At 41.3% G+C, this 16,617-nt stretch carries 14 protein-coding genes and 1 tRNA gene; 6 read left to right on the top strand and 9 right to left on the bottom strand.

The genetic code is table 11. From position 1 onward, the window contains the following. Window positions 1–65: 65 nt before the first annotated feature. The 9 genes from ndhI to H6G96_RS07135 all read right to left on the bottom strand — a co-directional run bounded on the left by ndhI (window position 66) and on the right by H6G96_RS07135 (window position 9,042). A complete protein-coding gene (gene ndhI, locus H6G96_RS07175) occupies window positions 66–650 on the bottom strand; it encodes an NAD(P)H-quinone oxidoreductase subunit I (protein ID WP_190729754.1) in 585 nt (194 codons plus the stop codon). An 89-nt stretch (window positions 651–739) separates the two neighbouring features. Continuing rightward, window positions 740–1,858: an NADH-quinone oxidoreductase subunit NuoH gene (gene nuoH, locus H6G96_RS07170; RefSeq protein ID WP_190729753.1), complete on the bottom strand. Its 1,119-nt coding sequence runs from the start codon at window positions 1,856–1,858 to the stop codon at window positions 740–742. Between the two features lie 379 nt (window positions 1,859–2,237). Next, the gene (locus H6G96_RS07165) at window positions 2,238–3,374 is read right to left on the bottom strand and encodes a citrate synthase (protein WP_190910809.1); all 1,137 of its coding nucleotides are present in this window, start codon (window positions 3,372–3,374) and stop codon (window positions 2,238–2,240) included. Window positions 3,375–3,481: 107 nt separating this feature from the next. Beyond that, window positions 3,482–3,976: a phosphohistidine phosphatase SixA gene (gene sixA / locus H6G96_RS07160; RefSeq protein WP_190910808.1), complete on the bottom strand. Its 495-nt coding sequence runs from the start codon at window positions 3,974–3,976 to the stop codon at window positions 3,482–3,484. A 159-nt stretch (window positions 3,977–4,135) separates the two neighbouring features. After that, complete coding sequence (locus tag H6G96_RS07155; RefSeq protein ID WP_347242197.1) at window positions 4,136–4,549, bottom strand: PIN domain-containing protein; 414 nt, start codon at window positions 4,547–4,549, stop codon at window positions 4,136–4,138. A gap of 5 nt (window positions 4,550–4,554) precedes the next feature. Further along, entirely contained in the window at window positions 4,555–5,832 is a 1,278-nt protein-coding gene (locus tag H6G96_RS07150) for a hypothetical protein (RefSeq protein ID WP_190910806.1), read from the bottom strand. After that, window positions 5,829–6,239, bottom strand: a complete 411-nt coding sequence (locus tag H6G96_RS07145; RefSeq protein WP_190910805.1) for a RusA family crossover junction endodeoxyribonuclease — start codon at window positions 6,237–6,239, stop codon at window positions 5,829–5,831. The genes H6G96_RS07150 and H6G96_RS07145 overlap by 4 nt, the downstream gene beginning before the upstream one ends. Before the next feature lie 305 nt (window positions 6,240–6,544). Then, window positions 6,545–7,828 (bottom strand): bifunctional oligoribonuclease/PAP phosphatase NrnA, encoded by a 1,284-nt coding sequence (locus tag H6G96_RS07140; protein ID WP_190910804.1) that lies wholly within the window; start codon window positions 7,826–7,828, stop codon window positions 6,545–6,547. A gap of 716 nt (window positions 7,829–8,544) precedes the next feature. Continuing rightward, window positions 8,545–9,042 (bottom strand): HNH endonuclease, encoded by a 498-nt coding sequence (locus tag H6G96_RS07135; RefSeq protein WP_190729748.1) that lies wholly within the window; start codon window positions 9,040–9,042, stop codon window positions 8,545–8,547. A 477-nt stretch (window positions 9,043–9,519) separates the two neighbouring features. Between H6G96_RS07135 and alr the strand changes: the two genes are divergently transcribed. The 6 genes from alr (at window position 9,520) to H6G96_RS07105 (ending at window position 16,455) form a co-directional block, all read left to right on the top strand. Continuing rightward, entirely contained in the window at window positions 9,520–10,707 is a 1,188-nt protein-coding gene (alr, locus tag H6G96_RS07130) for an alanine racemase (RefSeq protein WP_190910803.1), read from the top strand. A 142-nt stretch (window positions 10,708–10,849) separates the two neighbouring features. Then, window positions 10,850–10,931, top strand: a tRNA-Leu gene (locus H6G96_RS07125). Window positions 10,932–12,078: 1,147 nt separating this feature from the next. After that, window positions 12,079–13,143, top strand: coding sequence for a response regulator (locus tag H6G96_RS07120; RefSeq protein ID WP_190910802.1), 1,065 nt, complete (start codon window positions 12,079–12,081; stop codon window positions 13,141–13,143). 56 nt (window positions 13,144–13,199) lie between these two features. Beyond that, window positions 13,200–13,577 carry a response regulator gene (locus tag H6G96_RS07115; RefSeq protein ID WP_190910801.1) on the top strand — a complete coding sequence of 126 codons (378 nt, stop codon included), beginning with the start codon at window positions 13,200–13,202 and terminating at the stop codon, window positions 13,575–13,577. 4 nt (window positions 13,578–13,581) lie between these two features. Then, window positions 13,582–14,079, top strand: a complete 498-nt coding sequence (locus H6G96_RS07110) for a chemotaxis protein CheW (RefSeq protein ID WP_190910800.1) — start codon at window positions 13,582–13,584, stop codon at window positions 14,077–14,079. A gap of 60 nt (window positions 14,080–14,139) precedes the next feature. Then, a complete protein-coding gene (locus H6G96_RS07105) occupies window positions 14,140–16,455 on the top strand; it encodes a methyl-accepting chemotaxis protein (RefSeq protein WP_190910799.1) in 2,316 nt (771 codons plus the stop codon). The last annotated feature ends 162 nt before the right edge of the window (window positions 16,456–16,617 follow it).

Genomic DNA, 16,617 nt, shown 5'->3' with positions numbered 1-16,617 from the left:
TATTGGTCATTGGTCATTGGTCATTGGTCGTTAGTAAAAGACAAAAGACAAATGACAAATGACATTTATTTTTCTGTTTGTTCCACCAAATCTTCTGGACGCGCACCCGGACGTGGCGCATCTGCGGGCAGTCCATGTGGTTCGAGGACACCTTTGGGTAGGTAAACTAGTTCGCGCAGTGGTGTAACCATTGGGTCATCTGTTACTTTGTAGGGTAGACGACCGAGTGCCACGCTGTCATAGTTCAATTCATGGCGATCGTAAGTGGAAAGTTCATACTCTTCTGTCATCGATAGACAGTTAGTAGGGCAAAATTCCACACAATTACCGCAAAAGATACAAACTCCAAAGTCAATGCTGTAGTGGTTGAGTTTTTTCTTTTTGCTGGCTTTGTCGAATTCCCAATCGACTACAGGCAGGTTAATCGGACAAACGCGAACACAAACTTCGCAGGCGATACACTTATCAAATTCAAAGTGAATCCTACCGCGAAACCGTTCGCCAGGAATCAGTTTTTCGTAAGGGTACTGTACGGTAATCGGACGCCGCCGCATGTGGTCAAAGGTAACAGAAAGTCCCTGACCAATGTAACGTGCAGCTTGTACTGTTTCTTTGGCGTAATCACCAACTTGTTTCAGGAACTTTAGCATTATGTTTCACTCTCTCTTTATTTGTCCTTTGTCCTTTGTCCCTTGTCCGTTGTCCTTGGCCATTAGTACAAATGACTAATGACTAATGACTAACCCCCGAAGGCGAAGGGAAAGGCTAGTTTCAGGGCGGCAGTTAATAGGAGATTAACCAAACCAACTGGCAACAAGAACTTCCATCCTAAATCTAATAGTTGGTCAATCCGTACCCGTGGCACTGTCCAGCGCAACAGGATGGCGACAAACACTAGTAGATAGGCTTTGAACACGGTCATCGTGATTCCCAAAGCCGCAGTTACTATTTGGAAGACGGGATTTAGTTCACTGACTCCCACCCAACCAGCGATGAGGTTGAGAGGAATGGGAAAGTCCCAACCGCCCAGGTAAAGAATTGCTACTAGCAAGGAAGAAAGGATCAAGTTAACGTAAGAACCCAGGTAGAAAAGACCGAATTTCATACCTGAATATTCAGTCTGATAGCCTGCGACGATTTCTTCTTCCGCTTCTGGTAAGTCAAAGGGTAATCGTTCACATTCAGCTAGAGCGGCTATCCAAAAGATCAGGAAACCGATTGGTTGTCGCCAAATGTTCCAGCCCAAGATGCCATAGCCAGACTGTTGATTTACAATATCAACGGTGTCGAGGCTGTTAGACATCATAGCGATCGCTAACACCGCCAATGCCAAAGGAATTTCATAACTAATAGATTGCGCTGCTGCCCGCAACCCCCCTAAGAGGGAGTATTTATTATTAGATGCGTAGCCAGCCATTAGTAAGCCAATGGGTTGAATGCTTGATAAGGCAATCCACAAAAAGACACCCATGCCGACATTGCTAATTACGATGTTCTGCCCAAAGGGGACGATCAGGAATGACAGAAACACCGGAATCACAACAATAATTGGGCCAAGGGTAAACAGCCAGGGGTCAGATTTGGCTGGTACTATATCTTCTTTAAATACCAACTTCAAACCATCCGCTACAGGTACCAGCAACCCAAAAGGCCCCTGGTATTCTGGCCCAATTCGCTGCTGTGCGGCGGCAGAAATCTTTCGTTCTAGCCAAGTAGCGACTAATACCCCCACTGTTGCCCCAATCAGCATCAGTATCATTGGCAGTGGCATCCAAATCGCTTTGGCTGTTCCTGCTGGTATACCTAAATCCCGGAGGGATTCAATAAAAGTTCCTTGAAGGTCAATTCCTGAGTTCATGTTTCCACTCTTTAAGACATCGAGTCATGGTGAGTTACAACTATTAGTTAAATTAATACCTGTAAATTCACCCATTTTTAATTTTTGCCCAGATGACGCTTGATTGAAGATTTGTTGCTAATTCCCATGCCTAGTATATCGTTGGATGGTTTGAGCACCCTGAAGCAAAATGAGAACTTCTACTTATGATTGGCATTGAGATTGCTGTTGAGGAGATGAGGGGGCAAGGGAGCAGGGAGCAGGGGGGATGGAAAAGAGGAATTGGGGCAAGGTGCGCTTTGCAGGGGAGAAAGTTTCCCCTTTTCCCCCTGCTCTCTGCTCCCTTGCTTCTTCACATTTCCCTCTGCTCTCTGCCCCCTGCCCCCTGCCACCTGCCCATTTACCGTTGCTCAATGGGGGTATAAGTAACTTCGTGGAGACCGTTGTAAACCTGGGTAGGACGGAAAATCCGGTTTTCTGCTAGTTGTTCTTTCCAGTGGGCTAGCCAACCGGCAACACGAGCGATCGCAAATATTGGCGTAAACAAGTCTGTAGGAATCCCCATCTTCCTGTACACTAAACCTGAATAAAAGTCAATATTAGGATAAATTCCTTTGCTACCTAGTTTTTCCCCTACCACTTGCTCCATTTCTTGAGCAATGTCATAGAACTTGTCATGCCCAAACTTCTCAAACAGTTGCTCTGCTAGTCCTTGTAAAATTATGGCTCGTGGGTCTTTTACTTTATACACACGATGTCCAAAGCCCATAATCTTAGATTTAGTTTGCAGACAATGCTCTATGTAGGGACGGACATTTTCCACAGAGCCAATTTTTTCCAACATCTGAATTACTTCTTCATTGGCTCCACCATGCAGGGGCCCACCCAAGGTTCCCACGGCACTAGCAACCACAGCGTAAGGATCAGTTAAGGTGGAAGCTGTCACCCTAGCACTAAAGGTGGAAGCATTCATTGTATGCTCGACTTGAAGTATCAAGCAGATATCAAAAATCCGCGCCATCAGAGGATCGGGTTCTTGCTCATTGAGCATATATAGAAAGTTGGCGGAATAGTCCAAGTCATCACGAGGACGTACCGGGTCATTGCCTTTTCGCATCAGTTGGAACGCAGCTACCATTGTGGGAATAGTTGCTATCAGGCGTACCACCGAATCTCGAATGTAGGCAGGATTATGTAAATCCCGGAGCGAATAAAACAAGCCTAAAGCAGCAGCAGAGGCTTGCAGCGCATCCATTGGGTGACCGCTTTCTGGAAAGCATTTCATCATGTCCCGAATGCGGTATTTTATCCGCCTGTGGTAACGAACCTCATGCTCAAATGCTTTCAGTTCTTCCTTGCTTGGCAATTCGCCCCAGATTAAGAGATAAGCAGTTTCTAGGAATGTACTTTTCTCTGCTAGTTCCTCAATCCGGATGCCACGATATTCTAATATTCCCTTTTGCCCATCAACATAGCTGATACTTGATTGGGCGGCGGGAATGCCTTCTAAACCAGGCTTGTATTCGCACACCATCATGGCACCACCATTCGCTTTGTGAAATATCTGATCAAGCTAACTTACCAGAAATTATTGTCGCTATAACAGTAGCCCTTCTAACAACAATCGAAAATGTTGAAAAACTGTTATAGCAGGTACTTGGGTGGTGTCAACCAAAACATCTGACTCCGACCCAAAGGAGAACCTGTTTCTGGTAGTTTTATCCCAATCATACCTGCTTTTTTCAAGACTAAGCTTTCTTTGACCTCTCCCCATAGGAGAATTTCTGCCCAATTGGTCAAATCAGGTTCGTGTCCAACCAGCGCCAGTTGGGTATTTTGGGAATAATTTCTTGGCTCTAACCAGTCTTTTAGCCAACTAGAAATTTGACCATCGTGAGCGAGGTGGCTAGATTCCTCTAATTTAGAGCTTAATTTTTCTGCTATAAGGATATCAGCCGTTTGGCGGGCCCGCACTAAGGGGCTGGTGAGAATCAAATCAAAGTTTAATCCCAATTTAACAAGTTTCTCGGCAACTTTCTCAGTTTTTTGCCTTCCTTCTTTGGTAAGACTGCGCTCCTCATCCTTGATGCCTAATCCTTTATCTTCGGCGATGCCATGACGAATTAAATATAGTTCCATAGTTTTAGTTCTGTTAGCATAGCGGGGCGTAGCCCGTGCTTAGTTAGGATTTACGTCTGCTGTCAATTAACCTATCCTAATCTTAATCATTATTACGTATTCATTGATATGCGATTTACCCAGTACAGTGCAGTGTTATAGGTTCTAAGTGTTATGGATTTAGGAGCACTCAGATAGCATTGTCAAAAACTCATCTGGCAGCATTGCCGGAACTAAAGAAGCCACAAAATCGGGTGTGTTTCGTGTAACAATTATTTCTAAACCTGCCGTAAGCGCCGCAGCGCTCGTTACCGCATCCTCAAAATCCTTAATTGAGCTATTCAAAGCTTTCCGAATCACTTCATCTGTTACGCTGGCAACTTGAAGGTGCTGCAATAACTTTGCTAATAGTTCACGCGCTACTTCATTACCAACTTGACGACGCAGAATATAGAAAATATTGGTTACTGCATGACCTGAAACATAACCTTGTACTTGATTCTGCATTACTGTATTTAATGCTCGTGCAGAAGCTACGATAAATGGTTGACGCTGTGCCAAAATATCGAGCAACACATCGCTGTCGAACAACACCCCTTTCAACCGTATTTCTCCTCTAAATAATCCACATAATTTTCTGTCGGATTTTCTTCTTCTAGCTGGATTACACCTATTAAACTCTGAGTCCAGGAGTCAAGGTTGGTTAAAGATTCTAAGGTTGGACTGTCAGTAATAGACGAGAGGGTTTCTTGTTGAACCACATCTTTTTCAATCTGTTTATCCCTTGCTGCATCGAATTCCCCAAACCAGGCACGAAAGGCGGCGAGATCCTCTGGTGAAAGTTGACTAACAGCAAATTCGACATTTGTTATTATAACCTGCTTGTTGTTTAAGTCCTTATTTATTTTTTTCTCACTTCTCTCATTTATTGAATCTATCATTAGTTCTAATAGTTCTAGTGGTGAGATGACATTGCTTTTCTGATTGATTAAATTTCTCCTTAAGTCTTCTCGTTTTTCCAAGGATGCTGCATTGAATTCTGCGAACCAAGCACGAAAAACAGCTATATCCTCTGGCGAAAGTTGACTAATAGCGAGTTCTAAATTTTTTACAACCGACTCGTTACTTAATTCCTTCTTTAGTTTTTTATCATTTATTAAATCTTTAGCTAGTGATAATGATGAATCAAGACACGACTCTTCCAAACTATCAGTTGTCCATTCCGCTAATAATTCACGAACCAAATTTTCAAAGTCATGTACAACTCGCAAATTTAGGTTTTCAATATATCCATATCCGTGAGCAAGACGATTACGAACTTCAAAACAAGTTTGAGCAAGGTCAAATTGAGAAATTGATAACTCTCCCAAAGAGTACAAATGTCTTAGTAATCCTATGGCTGGGAAACGCTCAATAGGAATTGACACACTGACTGCTCGCTTTCTTAAAGCCCCCTCAAAAATACTCCACATATAAAGAAAAACAGGTTCAATTTCACAATTTTCAATAAGCTTATGTGCTTGGACAAACCGATCAGTTAGCTCTTGCCATGAAAGAAGTTCTTCGGATGTTCCAGGTAAGGATTTGCCTTCTATGTCTTCAAGTGTTAGCAATAAAAAACGCCAGCCTGGATGTTTACTAACTTCCTCTGCTAAAGCCTGTAAACTTTCCACAGAAACTCTGCTGAGGCTTGTTTTTATTTCAATTACCAAACCTGAGCCGTCTTTAATAGCAATCATATCTGGCTGGTAGTTACCCAAACCGAATGGTAATTCATCTGTTTTTGGACCAGTGAAAACACGAAATCCTTGACTTTTGTACTTATCTGCCAGAGATTTTAACTTTTCATCATATAGAGTTTTAGTATTGTTAATCATAAGTATTGTTCCAGTGGTTGAGATTGACTCACTTTTACATAAACACACTCTTTCCCTGTGATGACAGCACGCTGTAATAAAGAAGGCAGACTTATAATATCAATCGGATCAGACATAAATCGACGATGACTATCTACATCTGATACTAAACTATCATCTTCAAAAACTAAGTCTACAAGTGCATCCTGAATTGGCTTGATAATGTTATCGATATCAGCCGGAAATTCATCACAAAGATAAACTAGCGTCAGTTGGAGATCGCCGTCTTTTATCGGACTGTTATCTTTCCAAACCTTTTGGGCTTCAACGCGCACAAAATTCTTCCATGCCTGAAGATTTTCTCTTTTTTTTGTCTGTAACGAAACAGGTCGTCTGGGAATGAGAAATTCAAAAGGTATTATTCGCATCCCAAGCGCATATCTTTATAATTAGTTAACAAACTGACAGCAATTTTCACAGATGATTCCTTATATGTTAAACATATTTACACTTATAGAATAAGTAGGTGGAAGTTAATTTTATTTTGCCTAGCTACTTAACATTATGCACAAACTACATCCTCAATCAGTTCAGCCTCTGTGTAAAGATCAAAATTCCCGACTTTTTATAAAAAGTCGGGAAAGATGTTTATCACGAATGATTTAGGGATGCTATTTGACCAAACACTTTGACTGCTGCATGAGTTAGGAGTTTTCCCCATCTCCTTCTCCCTTTATTCTGACTGAATCGGGTTGTCTTTAGGATTAACCAACCTCAGCAGTTTTTGCTTAATTTGAGTGTCGAATACTTCCCATTTCATTTTTGCATAGGCGGAATTTTCGTTGCTGCCAGATAAGAAACCCATCGGGATTTCAAAGCCGCCTGCGCTTGTCCTTCCACCGCCAAAAAACCGCCCTGCGCTATCTTGCCCAAAGGCTTCTTTGATGAATTCATCAGGGTCAAGGGTAAGTTTGGTGGTTCTCAGGGAGCCGATGACTATTTCCAGTTCATCATCTTCATCGTGGACAATGCCATAAACTACGGCGGTGTGGACATTTTCTTCGGTGACGAGAAAATCAGCCGCTTGGGGAATGGCATCGCGGTCGTCGTAACGTAAATAACCAACACCAGCGATGGAAAAGTTATTTTGGACGATGCGATTTTTTAGCGATCGCTCGATCACATCCATTACCCGCTTGGAACGGTTCGCCTGTAAAATGGCGTTTAGCAGTTGAGCGTCATAAAATCGGCTTAAATACGCTGCTGCCATAAAGTCTTCTTCTTGCGCTTGCATGAGCCGATTTGTATCCGATCGCAAGCCGTGCATTAAGGCAGTAGCACATTTAACGTGTTGATTTATACTGCTATCTAATGCCAGTAATCCAGTTTGGAGATACTGGGTAAAAATGGTTGCCGTCGCTCTTACATGGGGACGAATATCCTCAAACTCTGATTGGAGATCACCTTGGATACTGTGATGGTCGATGAGGGCTATTAGGGGAATTCCAGCCTGCTGCACTGCTGACAATAGCTGTGAAGTGGTTCCCTGGTTATCAATTAATACAAAACCTTGATAAGATGACAAATCTTTGGTTTTCAAGGTTTGCAGTGTCCAGCGTTGGATAGGTAAATTGGTCAGCCTTACCAAGGCAATATTTTCTTGATGGCTCAATGCGCCAGCATAAATGATTTCACATTTGATATCATATTGCTGGGCAATTAACTGATAAGCCCAGGCGCAAGAAAGAGCATCAGGGTCAGGAAAATCTTGCAGAATTACCAGTTGGCGATCATGTCGGTGTGCCAGAAGGGTCTTTTGCAGTTCTTCTGACTTTTGTTGTGCCAGAGAATTACCACGCTGGCTGAGATATATAGCTCCTTCAGCTACCGATGGCGGTAATGACGGACTTTTAAATGCAACTTCTACTGGCACTTTCTCTATTTCAGGTTCCTCTGGTTTTGGTTCTGTGGTCAATGACAAACTCTCAAACTGACTAGTGGGAGAATTCAAGTACATAGGGAACTTTTTTAAAGTGTGAGGCTCCTTTAATTCAGAAATACCACGAGCAGCAATTCCTTGAATTTAGCCAGATTATGATCTTCGCAAAAATATCAAGACATTGCACTCTACATCTAAGTATACTTTTTGCCAGTAACAGCAATGCTCAACAATGGTAAACAATCAACTAAATTCCACTAGAGAGCATATAGATGCTGGGAACAAGGAAGTTTAGTATATCGAGCTGTATCTGAGAGCATAAATCTGTTTGAGGAGCTTTTTTTGTTTTCTATAAATTGAATTAGCAGGATTTTAATCTGACTTAGGGTATATTTTCTATTTTATACTTTCGGTATAGTCCTTGATATTTGAAATAGTCTTACGCTCAATAATCTCATCATTCTGACTATTGAGCAATTAACAATAATTTTTAATGAACAATGCGTGTTTTGTATCCTTTTTGAAAATTCTGATAATTGATAGCAAAACCCAGTGCAAGAAGGCAGATCGTTTTTAACGTCTTCCCTTGGGAGAAGACGGGGAGTAAAGAGGAAGCCCCATACACAAAGTAGAGGCTTGAGTGTTGACGCATTGCAGGTGTTTACGAGACGCGATCGCATTCGTTGCAGGTTATATAGCCACCAATTGTTCAACAATCGATAACTAAAGTTATTGGCACTTTCCCAAAGCAAGAAGGTCTTTTTTCTTTCTCCTCTGTTCCTCTGCTTTTTTGCTCAAAGACCTATAACATACTTTTGCCACTCTGTATGCAGTCCACTCTTAAGATGTTTGCTGACCTCGAAATAGAGGCTGCTATAAGGTTGGCGGGGGGGATGACGCAAAGGCATATGAGCTTCGTGGGGATTACGACTGCCTTTTTTAACATTGCAACGGACACAAGCAGTTACAATGTTTTCCCAAGTGTCGCCACCGCCGCGCGATCGCGGTATTACATGGTCTAGAGTCAACTCATCCCCTGTGTAACCACAGTATTGACAGGCATGACCATCACGGTGCAGTATATTTCGGCGAGTCAGAGGAATTTCTTTATAAGGAACACGCACGTAATGACGCAACCGGATCACAGTCGGCAACGGAAAATCCGAGTACAAAAATTTACCGTTGTGTTCTACGCGTTCTGCTTTGCCCTTGATTAACAGAACTACAGCACGACGCCAACTCGTTATATTGAGAGGTTCGTAAGATGCGTTTAAGACTAAAACCTTCCCCATGTATCTGCGCTCAGGGTAATAGCTTTACATAAATGTTAACACAAATACACCCTGCTAGGGAAATGAGAATAAATTATACTTTCGGAAGAATTCAGCAATTAAGTTATGAGTTAAGAATTTGCAAGTAAAATTTTTAACTTAAAGTAAAATAAATACGTGGTTGATGCAAAGAATGCAGCCAAAAGTTGAGCCAGTCGCTGCGGTAGTTTTCCTATGCCACTTGCAACAATTAAGGGCAAACGAAACAAAGGATACATTCGCACAGCGTCCTGCACTTAAGGGTAAAAATAAGATTTTCAGAGAGTTTTTATCTAAATCCTAAACTCATAAATCTTAACTTTTACTTTACTACCACAACATCTTGTATCAATTCCAATCTGAAGGTTAAACTTCCTATTTAATCTGATCTCGCTTTTAGCAGCGTGTATAGATGGATAAATTGGAAGTTTAGCCGTGGTGGGATAGGAGTCAGTGCAAATGTTAAGTCGCAAAAAAATCTCTGGTGTAGTTCCTAATGAGCAGTGCGACACCTACGCGTGGTTTTCGCAACGAGCTTGGGTAGAAATTGACTTAGGGGCGTTGTCGTATAATATACAACAATTAGTGCAGTTTTTATCGCCGCGTACCCAGTTGATGGCAGTAGTAAAAGCTGATGCGTATGGACATGGAGCGGTAACAGTAGCTCAAACTGCGATTGAATCGGGAGCAAGTTGGCTGGGAGTCGCTACAGTTCCAGAAGCTATCCAATTGCGAGAAGGCGGGATTCAAGCACCCATTTTGATTTTAGGGGCAACTCATACACCAGAGCAGATTCATGCGATCGCACATTGGAATCTTCAGCCCACACTCTGTAGCCCTAAACAAGCTTTGGTATTTTCCGATACTCTAGAATCCCTGAATTATGGTTCTTCAGTGCCCGTACACATAAAATTAGACACGGGTATGTCTAGGTTGGGAACTAATTGGCAGCAAGCTGGTGAATTTGTGCAATTAGTGCAGCGATTACCACATTTATCTATTGCCAGCATTTATTCCCATTTGGCAACAGCAGACGATCCTGATACTACGGCAATGGAAGAACAGCATAGACGATTTGAGGAAGCGATCGCCCAAATCAAAGCAATGGGAATTGAACCACCTTGCTTGCACTTGGCAAACTCAGCAGCTGCACTCACAGATTCGGCATTGCACTACGACATTGTGCGAGTAGGTTTAGCTGTTTATGGGCTTTACCCAGCACCGCATTTACAAAATGCGATCGATCTCAAACCAGTTTTGCAACTTAAGGCACGAGTTACCCAAGTTAAAACAATCGCCGCAGGAACTGCTGTCAGTTATGGGCATAAATTTATTGCCCCACGTGAACTTTGCCTAGCTGTCGTGGGAATTGGCTATGCTGACGGTGTGCCTCGTAATCTTTCCAACAAAATGCAGGTATTAATTCGCGGTCAGCGAGTCTCGCAAATTGGGACAATTACAATGGATCAGTTGATGCTGGATGTAAGTGCCATACCTAATATCCAAGAAGGGGAAGTTGTCACCTTGCTAGGGGAACAGGGAAAAGAACAAATTTCAGCAGACGATTGGGCAGAACAACTAAACACTATTTCCTGGGAAATTCTTTGTGGGTTTAAGCATCGTTTGCCTCGTGTTGCGGTTATGTAATTAGGTATGGGCATTGGGATTAGGGCAGAGGTAACAGGTGACAGGTTATAGGGAATAATCTGTACCCTGTAGCCTATTCCCTTGTTTACTTTCCACTCCCTATTCCCATAAATAATTTCTTATGGTATGATAGTAAACTGATGCGGATGTGGCGGAATTGGCAGACGCGCTAGATTTAGGTTCTAGTTCCGAGAGGAGTGAAGGTTCAAGTCCTTTCATCCGCACTTTTGATAAATTGAATTGCTTTATCTAGGCTGGTAGTGATGCTTGATTTAAAAGTTCAGGTATAATTACCAGCCTTTTAAAAAAGGGGGTTTTGAAAGCCTACTTTTTATTAAGGTATATATACACATAAGTTATCTAATTAGTTAAAAATCCTCTAAAACCTCACCCTGTCATATCTTTAAATTGGGAGCATCTCACTTTTGTAAAAACACACCTGCGTGAGTTTCAAATTCTTTGAGTCCGCGTAGGCGGACTACCCTTCGAATTTCCCAACGGGCTTCCTCTTTAATCCCTCTACTTAGTGAGGCTACGGTGTACGCACAAGTCAGCAGACCTCTCCCCAAACCCCTCTCCGACGCGGAGAGGGGTTTTGAAGATTCTAGCTATTAAGGGGTTGGAGGTTAGGTCTGGGAGCGCTTTGAGCAAAATAAGTCACTTGTGTGTACACGGTAGACTTAGTGAGGAGAGGGACAGGTTTTACTATGCAAAAACTTTCTTGAGGTATTTCAGAAGCTATCAGATTTAACCGGAAATTACGTTTAGAAAGCATCTGTATATACACCGTAGCCCTTTTTGAAGATGCTTTACCGCATAGCCTAATGTGTTGTAGAGACGCTACAAAAGATAAGTTTTGTATTTTGTTTAATCTACATTTTTAAGTGTGAATATTAATAAATCAATTTATTATTATCAATAAATCAGTATTATTGCTGTGGTCAACTTGAAGTTACTCGATGCAAAGTGGCTTCATCTAGCCATTATCTACTCAAAAAACATATTTACTTAAGTGTAAATACAGAAGTTCAAATATATTACTATCTGCAAAATCAGTATTATTCCTGTGGTCAGATTGGGGTTACTCAATGGAAAGTGGCTTCATCTACTCTTGACATTTTTATGTCTGATTCTCCAAAAATGTCTGTAAATCTCAGTAACAGGAAGTAAATTAACAATAATTTACGAATTTACTGAGATTTGATCATTTGAAAATAACGCTGTTTTTGTTGAGTTTGACCACAAACCCTAGAGATAAACTAATGTACTTTAAAATACAAAAGTTTGATGCTTTTTACTCAATTTAAATTGTGGAATAACTTTGGATGAATTTAGTTTACACGTACCGAATTTAGCTGAAGTAAAAGCAAAATGAGCACAACTCCTATAGGTAGCTACAGGTTGTTCCAGAAACTACATCCGCTATCTCTGTTGGCGCAATTAACCAGTCGGCGTGCTACAGGGTGCTTAAACATATTTACTGGAATAGTTTCTTGGTCAATTTATCTAGAGGACGGTAAACTTACTTATGCCTCCTATTCAGATAAATTGTTTGAGCGGCTTGACAGTAACTTGCGACGGTTGAGCCAGCAAATTCCTGCCCTCAACAGCGCCACTCGTGTGCAAATGCGGCTGATGTTTGAGGCGAAGAATGAACATCAAGCAATACCAAATGCAGATTATCAAGCTATTTGTTGGTTAGTAAATCAGGGTTACATCACTTCGGTGCAAGCAGCAAGCCTGATAGACGAATTGGCAAAAGAAGTACTGGAATTATTTCTGTGTTTAAAAGAAGGTAGCTATGAATTCAGCCCGGAAAGCTCTTTGGATGAATTACCAAAGTTTTGTCATCTAGATTTGCGGTTACTTGTTGAATACTGTCAAAAGCAGTTACGAAATCGGCAAAACATCCGGTCATCAATTCCGGCTGGTGGGGGTTCCCAAGTTTTGCCTACAACACAACCTTCTCAAGTTAAGCCACAACTGCAAATAAAACTTGGGCAAAAATTACCGAAACCAATTAATTTTGATATTCCTGATAATAAAAATATTCAAGCACCTGTTGCCAAAAAACTATATACAATTGCCTGCATTGATGATAGTCAAACGGTTTTGAATTCTATTAAATATTTTTTGGATGAAAACACATTTTCAGTTGTAATGATAAATGATCCGGTGAAAGCTTTAATGCAAATTCTTCGGAGTAAACCTGATCTGATTTTGCTAGATGTTGAGATGCCAAGTTTAGATGGGTACGAGCTATGTTCGCTATTACGGAAACATTCAGCTTTTAAGAATACACCTATCATCATGGTGACTGGTAGAACAGGATTTATCGACAGGGCAAAAGCTAAGATGGTTAGATCATCAGGATATTTGACTAAGCCTTTTACACAATCAGAATTGCTAAAAATGGTTTTTAAGCATCTTGGTTGATCTAAACAAGGTAATAAAAACAACAAATTTAATTTATTTTTTTAGGAGATTTAATAGTGAGCCTGACTTTGCTTGGCACAATTCTAATTGTAGAAGATTCTCCCAGCGAATTGGAATTAATGAGCCATTATCTCAAAGAAAGTGGCTACAACGTAATTAAAGCAAGCGGTGCAAAAGAGGGTTTAGAGAAAGCTGTTTTAGAAAAACCAGATGTGATCGTTACTGATGTAGTAATGCCAGAAATGAGTGGATTTGAATTATGTCGTTCTTTGAGAAGAAACCCGATTACTGCAAAAGTGCCAATTGTAATTTGTAGTTCTAAAAATCAAGAAATTGACCGTTTGTGGGCTATGAGACAAGGCGCAGATGCTTATATAACTAAACCTTACACCCGCGACCATCTTCTACGTACTATTAAATCAGTGGTAATTTGAATCAATGACTAATGCAAACATTACACTTCCTTTAAAACCAACACAAACTAATTTAGGAGATGGTTATCTAAAGTTTCAGTTAAATCAACAGACTGCTGCTGTTTTATCAATGAAATATACGCAAGAAGCAGTTATTGTCCCTATTGAATCTGTAACCTCAATGCCTAATATGCCTTCTTGCATATTGGGATTAATGAATTGGCGAAGTCGGATAATTTGGGTAGTTGATTTGCCACGAATGCTCAATTTAGAATCTCTAGATTATCGAGTGCGACAGTACAGTGCGATCGTTATCCAAGTGGAATCATTAGTATTAGGTTTAGTTGTGCAAGAAATAAAAGGTACAACCAAGTTCCTCCCTGATGATATTCATTCTCCTATAGGACAAGTGGCATCCAGTTTAGTTCCTTATTTATGTGGGTGCGTTGTGCAACAACAAGAAATATTACTGGTATTAGATGCACTGGCAATTGTCCAGTCTTCTATTCTCCGCAGTGATTAGGGTGTACTACTAAAAAGGATTTTTAGTGTTCTTATTCACATAGTTAGGAGAATTAATTTTATGTTTAATAAAACCAACTCAAATCAAGGTAGTAGTGCTAAAAATCGAGCCTCGCTGATTTCCTCCCAAAAAATCACTGCTAGTGGAGTAAACCTACCAACTAAGACTACTAGTAAAACGGCTAATAATTCTTCCCTAAGTCAAGTTGTTGCATCTTTTGCAAGGCTAGGACTAGTTAAAAAAGCGACTATTTTAGCGATCGCAATCGGTACAATACCAGTATTGGGGATAGGCGCGATCGCTTTTAGCTTTGCAAACAAATCAATTACTAAGCAAATCACCCAGTCTCAACAAGCTGAAGCCAGTGGCTTAAGTGATAAAGTTAACCGTTTCATGTTGGAACGCTACGGGGATATTCAGGTAATATCAAGTTTGCCTTTTTTAACCAGTCCCCAAGCTAGTGTAAATACCACTAACCAACAAAAAAAAGCAGTCCTAAATCGTGTTGTTGAAGCCTACAAAGCCTATGACAGCGTTGCTGTTTTTAATCGCCAAGGTAACTTGATTGTCCAATCTACAGGCGAACCCCTGAACAACCAAAAAGACCGTACCTATTTTCAAGACGCTTTACAAAAAGATACTCCTGTCATCAGCAAACCCGAAACAGTAAAGGATACTGGAGTAGTGAGTATTTATATAGCTGCACCTGTTAAAGAGACAAGGACGGGCCAAACCATTGGCGTGGTACAAGCACGTATGCCCGTAAAATCTTTAGAGGAAATCTTGAAAAACTACGTAGCCAATGGACAACAATATCATTTGCTTGATGCTTCAGGAACAGTTTTCTTGAGTCCACAAAAGGCATTATTGGGGAAAGAGGCAAAGGGAGAGTATGCTAATTTACCTAAACTAGTAGCAGCCAAAAAGGTAAATAGTTTTATAGAAGTTCCCAAAACTCACAAAAAACAAGAACTAGTAAGCTACGTACCAGCCACTAAGTTAGATGGCTTACCAGATTTAAACTGGCAAGTACTTTTATCCACAGATACAGCAATTGTATTTGAGCCACAAAGACAATTGTTGTGGACTATAGCCATCGGTACAGCACTGACAGCATTAATTGTGGGTGCGATCGCATCTCGATTAGCTAAACTTACTACACAGCCAATTTTAAATGCGACTGCGGCATTAGCAAAGCTTGGTCAAGGTAAATTCAATACCCGTCTGGAAATCGAAAGAGAAGACGAATTAGGCTTATTGAGTGCAAATATCAACCAGATGGCCGAACAATTGCAGGTTTTAGTTAAGGAACAGGAACTCGACGAGATACAAGAATCTAGGAATGTTCCAGTAATCGGTTCTGATGACGAACGACATCAAAAAGAGACACTGCAACAGCAACTTTTACAACTGCTCAACGATGTAGAAGGTGCAGCTAGAGGCGACTTGACAGTACGTGCAGACGTGACGGCTGGAGAAATAGGCACTGTTGCCGACTTTTTCAACTCTATTGTAGAAAGCCTCCGAGATATTGTTACCCAAGTTCAACAAGCTGCTACCCATGTGAATACTGCTATTGGCTCTAACGAAGGAGCCATCCGCCACCTAGCAGAAGAAGCACTTACCCAAGCTGCCGAAATCAACCACACCCTTGATGCTGTTGACCAAATGACCCAATCGATGAAATCTGTAGCCGAAAGCGCCGAAAAAGCTGCTTTCGTTGCCAACCATGCGGCTCACACAGCTAGCAAGAGTGGACACGCGATGGATTTGACAGTACAAAACATCCTGTCTTTGCGGGAAACTGTGGGTGAAACTGCCAAGAAAGTGAAACGTTTGGGAGAATCTTCGCAACAAATTTCTCGCGTGGTGTCCTTGATTAACCAAATCGCTATTCAAACTAATTTACTAGCCATTAACGCCGGTATTGAAGCAGCGCGTGCGGGTGAAGAAGGTCAAGGTTTTGCCGTAGTGGCTGAAGAAGTCGGCGAACTAGCAGTTAGGAGTGCCGCAGCAACCCAAGAAATTGAACAAATTGTTGAAAATATCCAACGAGAAACCAGTGAAGTGGTACAAGCGATGGAAATAGGAACTACCCAAGTGGTGGAAGGAACTCGAATTGTGGAGGAGGCTAAAGAAAGCCTGAGTGAAATTTTGGATGTATCGCGTCAAATTGACTCCTTAGTGCAGTCGATTTCCACTGCAACTGCATCTCAGGTTGAAACATCGCAAAGTGTTAGCCAATTGATGAAAGATATCGCTGCTGTATCACAACGCACTAGCGATTCTTCTCGCCAAGTCTCTGAATCTCTGCAACAAACTGTGGAGATTTCTCATCAGTTACAAGAGACTGTCGAGGCTTTCAAAGTTAGTTAAGTTTGTCATTTGTCATTTGTCATTTGTCCTTTGCTATTTGCTAGTGATCAATGACAAATGACTTTTGTTATTTGTCGGTTGTCATTTGTCCTACCCTGCGGGAAGCCGCTAGCGCGTCTATGTCCTTTTATCAATGACTAATGACTAATGACCAATGATTAA

Origin of the sequence: Nostoc sp. FACHB-892, assembly GCF_014698795.1 — a bacterium.
Lineage (GTDB): Bacteria > Cyanobacteriota > Cyanobacteriia > Cyanobacteriales > Nostocaceae > Nostoc.
This window is presented reverse-complemented; position numbering and strand designations above follow the sequence as displayed.

Excerpts from the sequence above, each read along its gene's own strand:
- ndhI (WP_190729754.1), bottom strand. The coding sequence starts at position 650 with ATGCTAAAGTTCCTGAAACAAGTTGGTGATTACGCCAAAGAAACAGTA.
- nuoH (WP_190729753.1), bottom strand. The coding sequence starts at position 1,858 with ATGAACTCAGGAATTGACCTTCAAGGAACTTTTATTGAATCCCTCCGG.
- H6G96_RS07165 (WP_190910809.1), bottom strand. The coding sequence starts at position 3,374 with ATGATGGTGTGCGAATACAAGCCTGGTTTAGAAGGCATTCCCGCCGCC.
- sixA (WP_190910808.1), bottom strand. The coding sequence starts at position 3,976 with ATGGAACTATATTTAATTCGTCATGGCATCGCCGAAGATAAAGGATTA.
- H6G96_RS07150 (WP_190910806.1), bottom strand. The coding sequence starts at position 5,832 with ATGATTAACAATACTAAAACTCTATATGATGAAAAGTTAAAATCTCTG.
- H6G96_RS07145 (WP_190910805.1), bottom strand. The coding sequence starts at position 6,239 with ATGCGAATAATACCTTTTGAATTTCTCATTCCCAGACGACCTGTTTCG.
- H6G96_RS07140 (WP_190910804.1), bottom strand. The coding sequence starts at position 7,828 with ATGTACTTGAATTCTCCCACTAGTCAGTTTGAGAGTTTGTCATTGACC.
- H6G96_RS07135 (WP_190729748.1), bottom strand. The coding sequence starts at position 9,042 with ATGGGGAAGGTTTTAGTCTTAAACGCATCTTACGAACCTCTCAATATA.
- alr (WP_190910803.1), top strand. The coding sequence starts at position 9,520 with ATGTTAAGTCGCAAAAAAATCTCTGGTGTAGTTCCTAATGAGCAGTGC.
- H6G96_RS07120 (WP_190910802.1), top strand. The coding sequence starts at position 12,079 with ATGAGCACAACTCCTATAGGTAGCTACAGGTTGTTCCAGAAACTACAT.
- H6G96_RS07110 (WP_190910800.1), top strand. The coding sequence starts at position 13,582 with ATGACTAATGCAAACATTACACTTCCTTTAAAACCAACACAAACTAAT.
- H6G96_RS07105 (WP_190910799.1), top strand. The coding sequence starts at position 14,140 with ATGTTTAATAAAACCAACTCAAATCAAGGTAGTAGTGCTAAAAATCGA.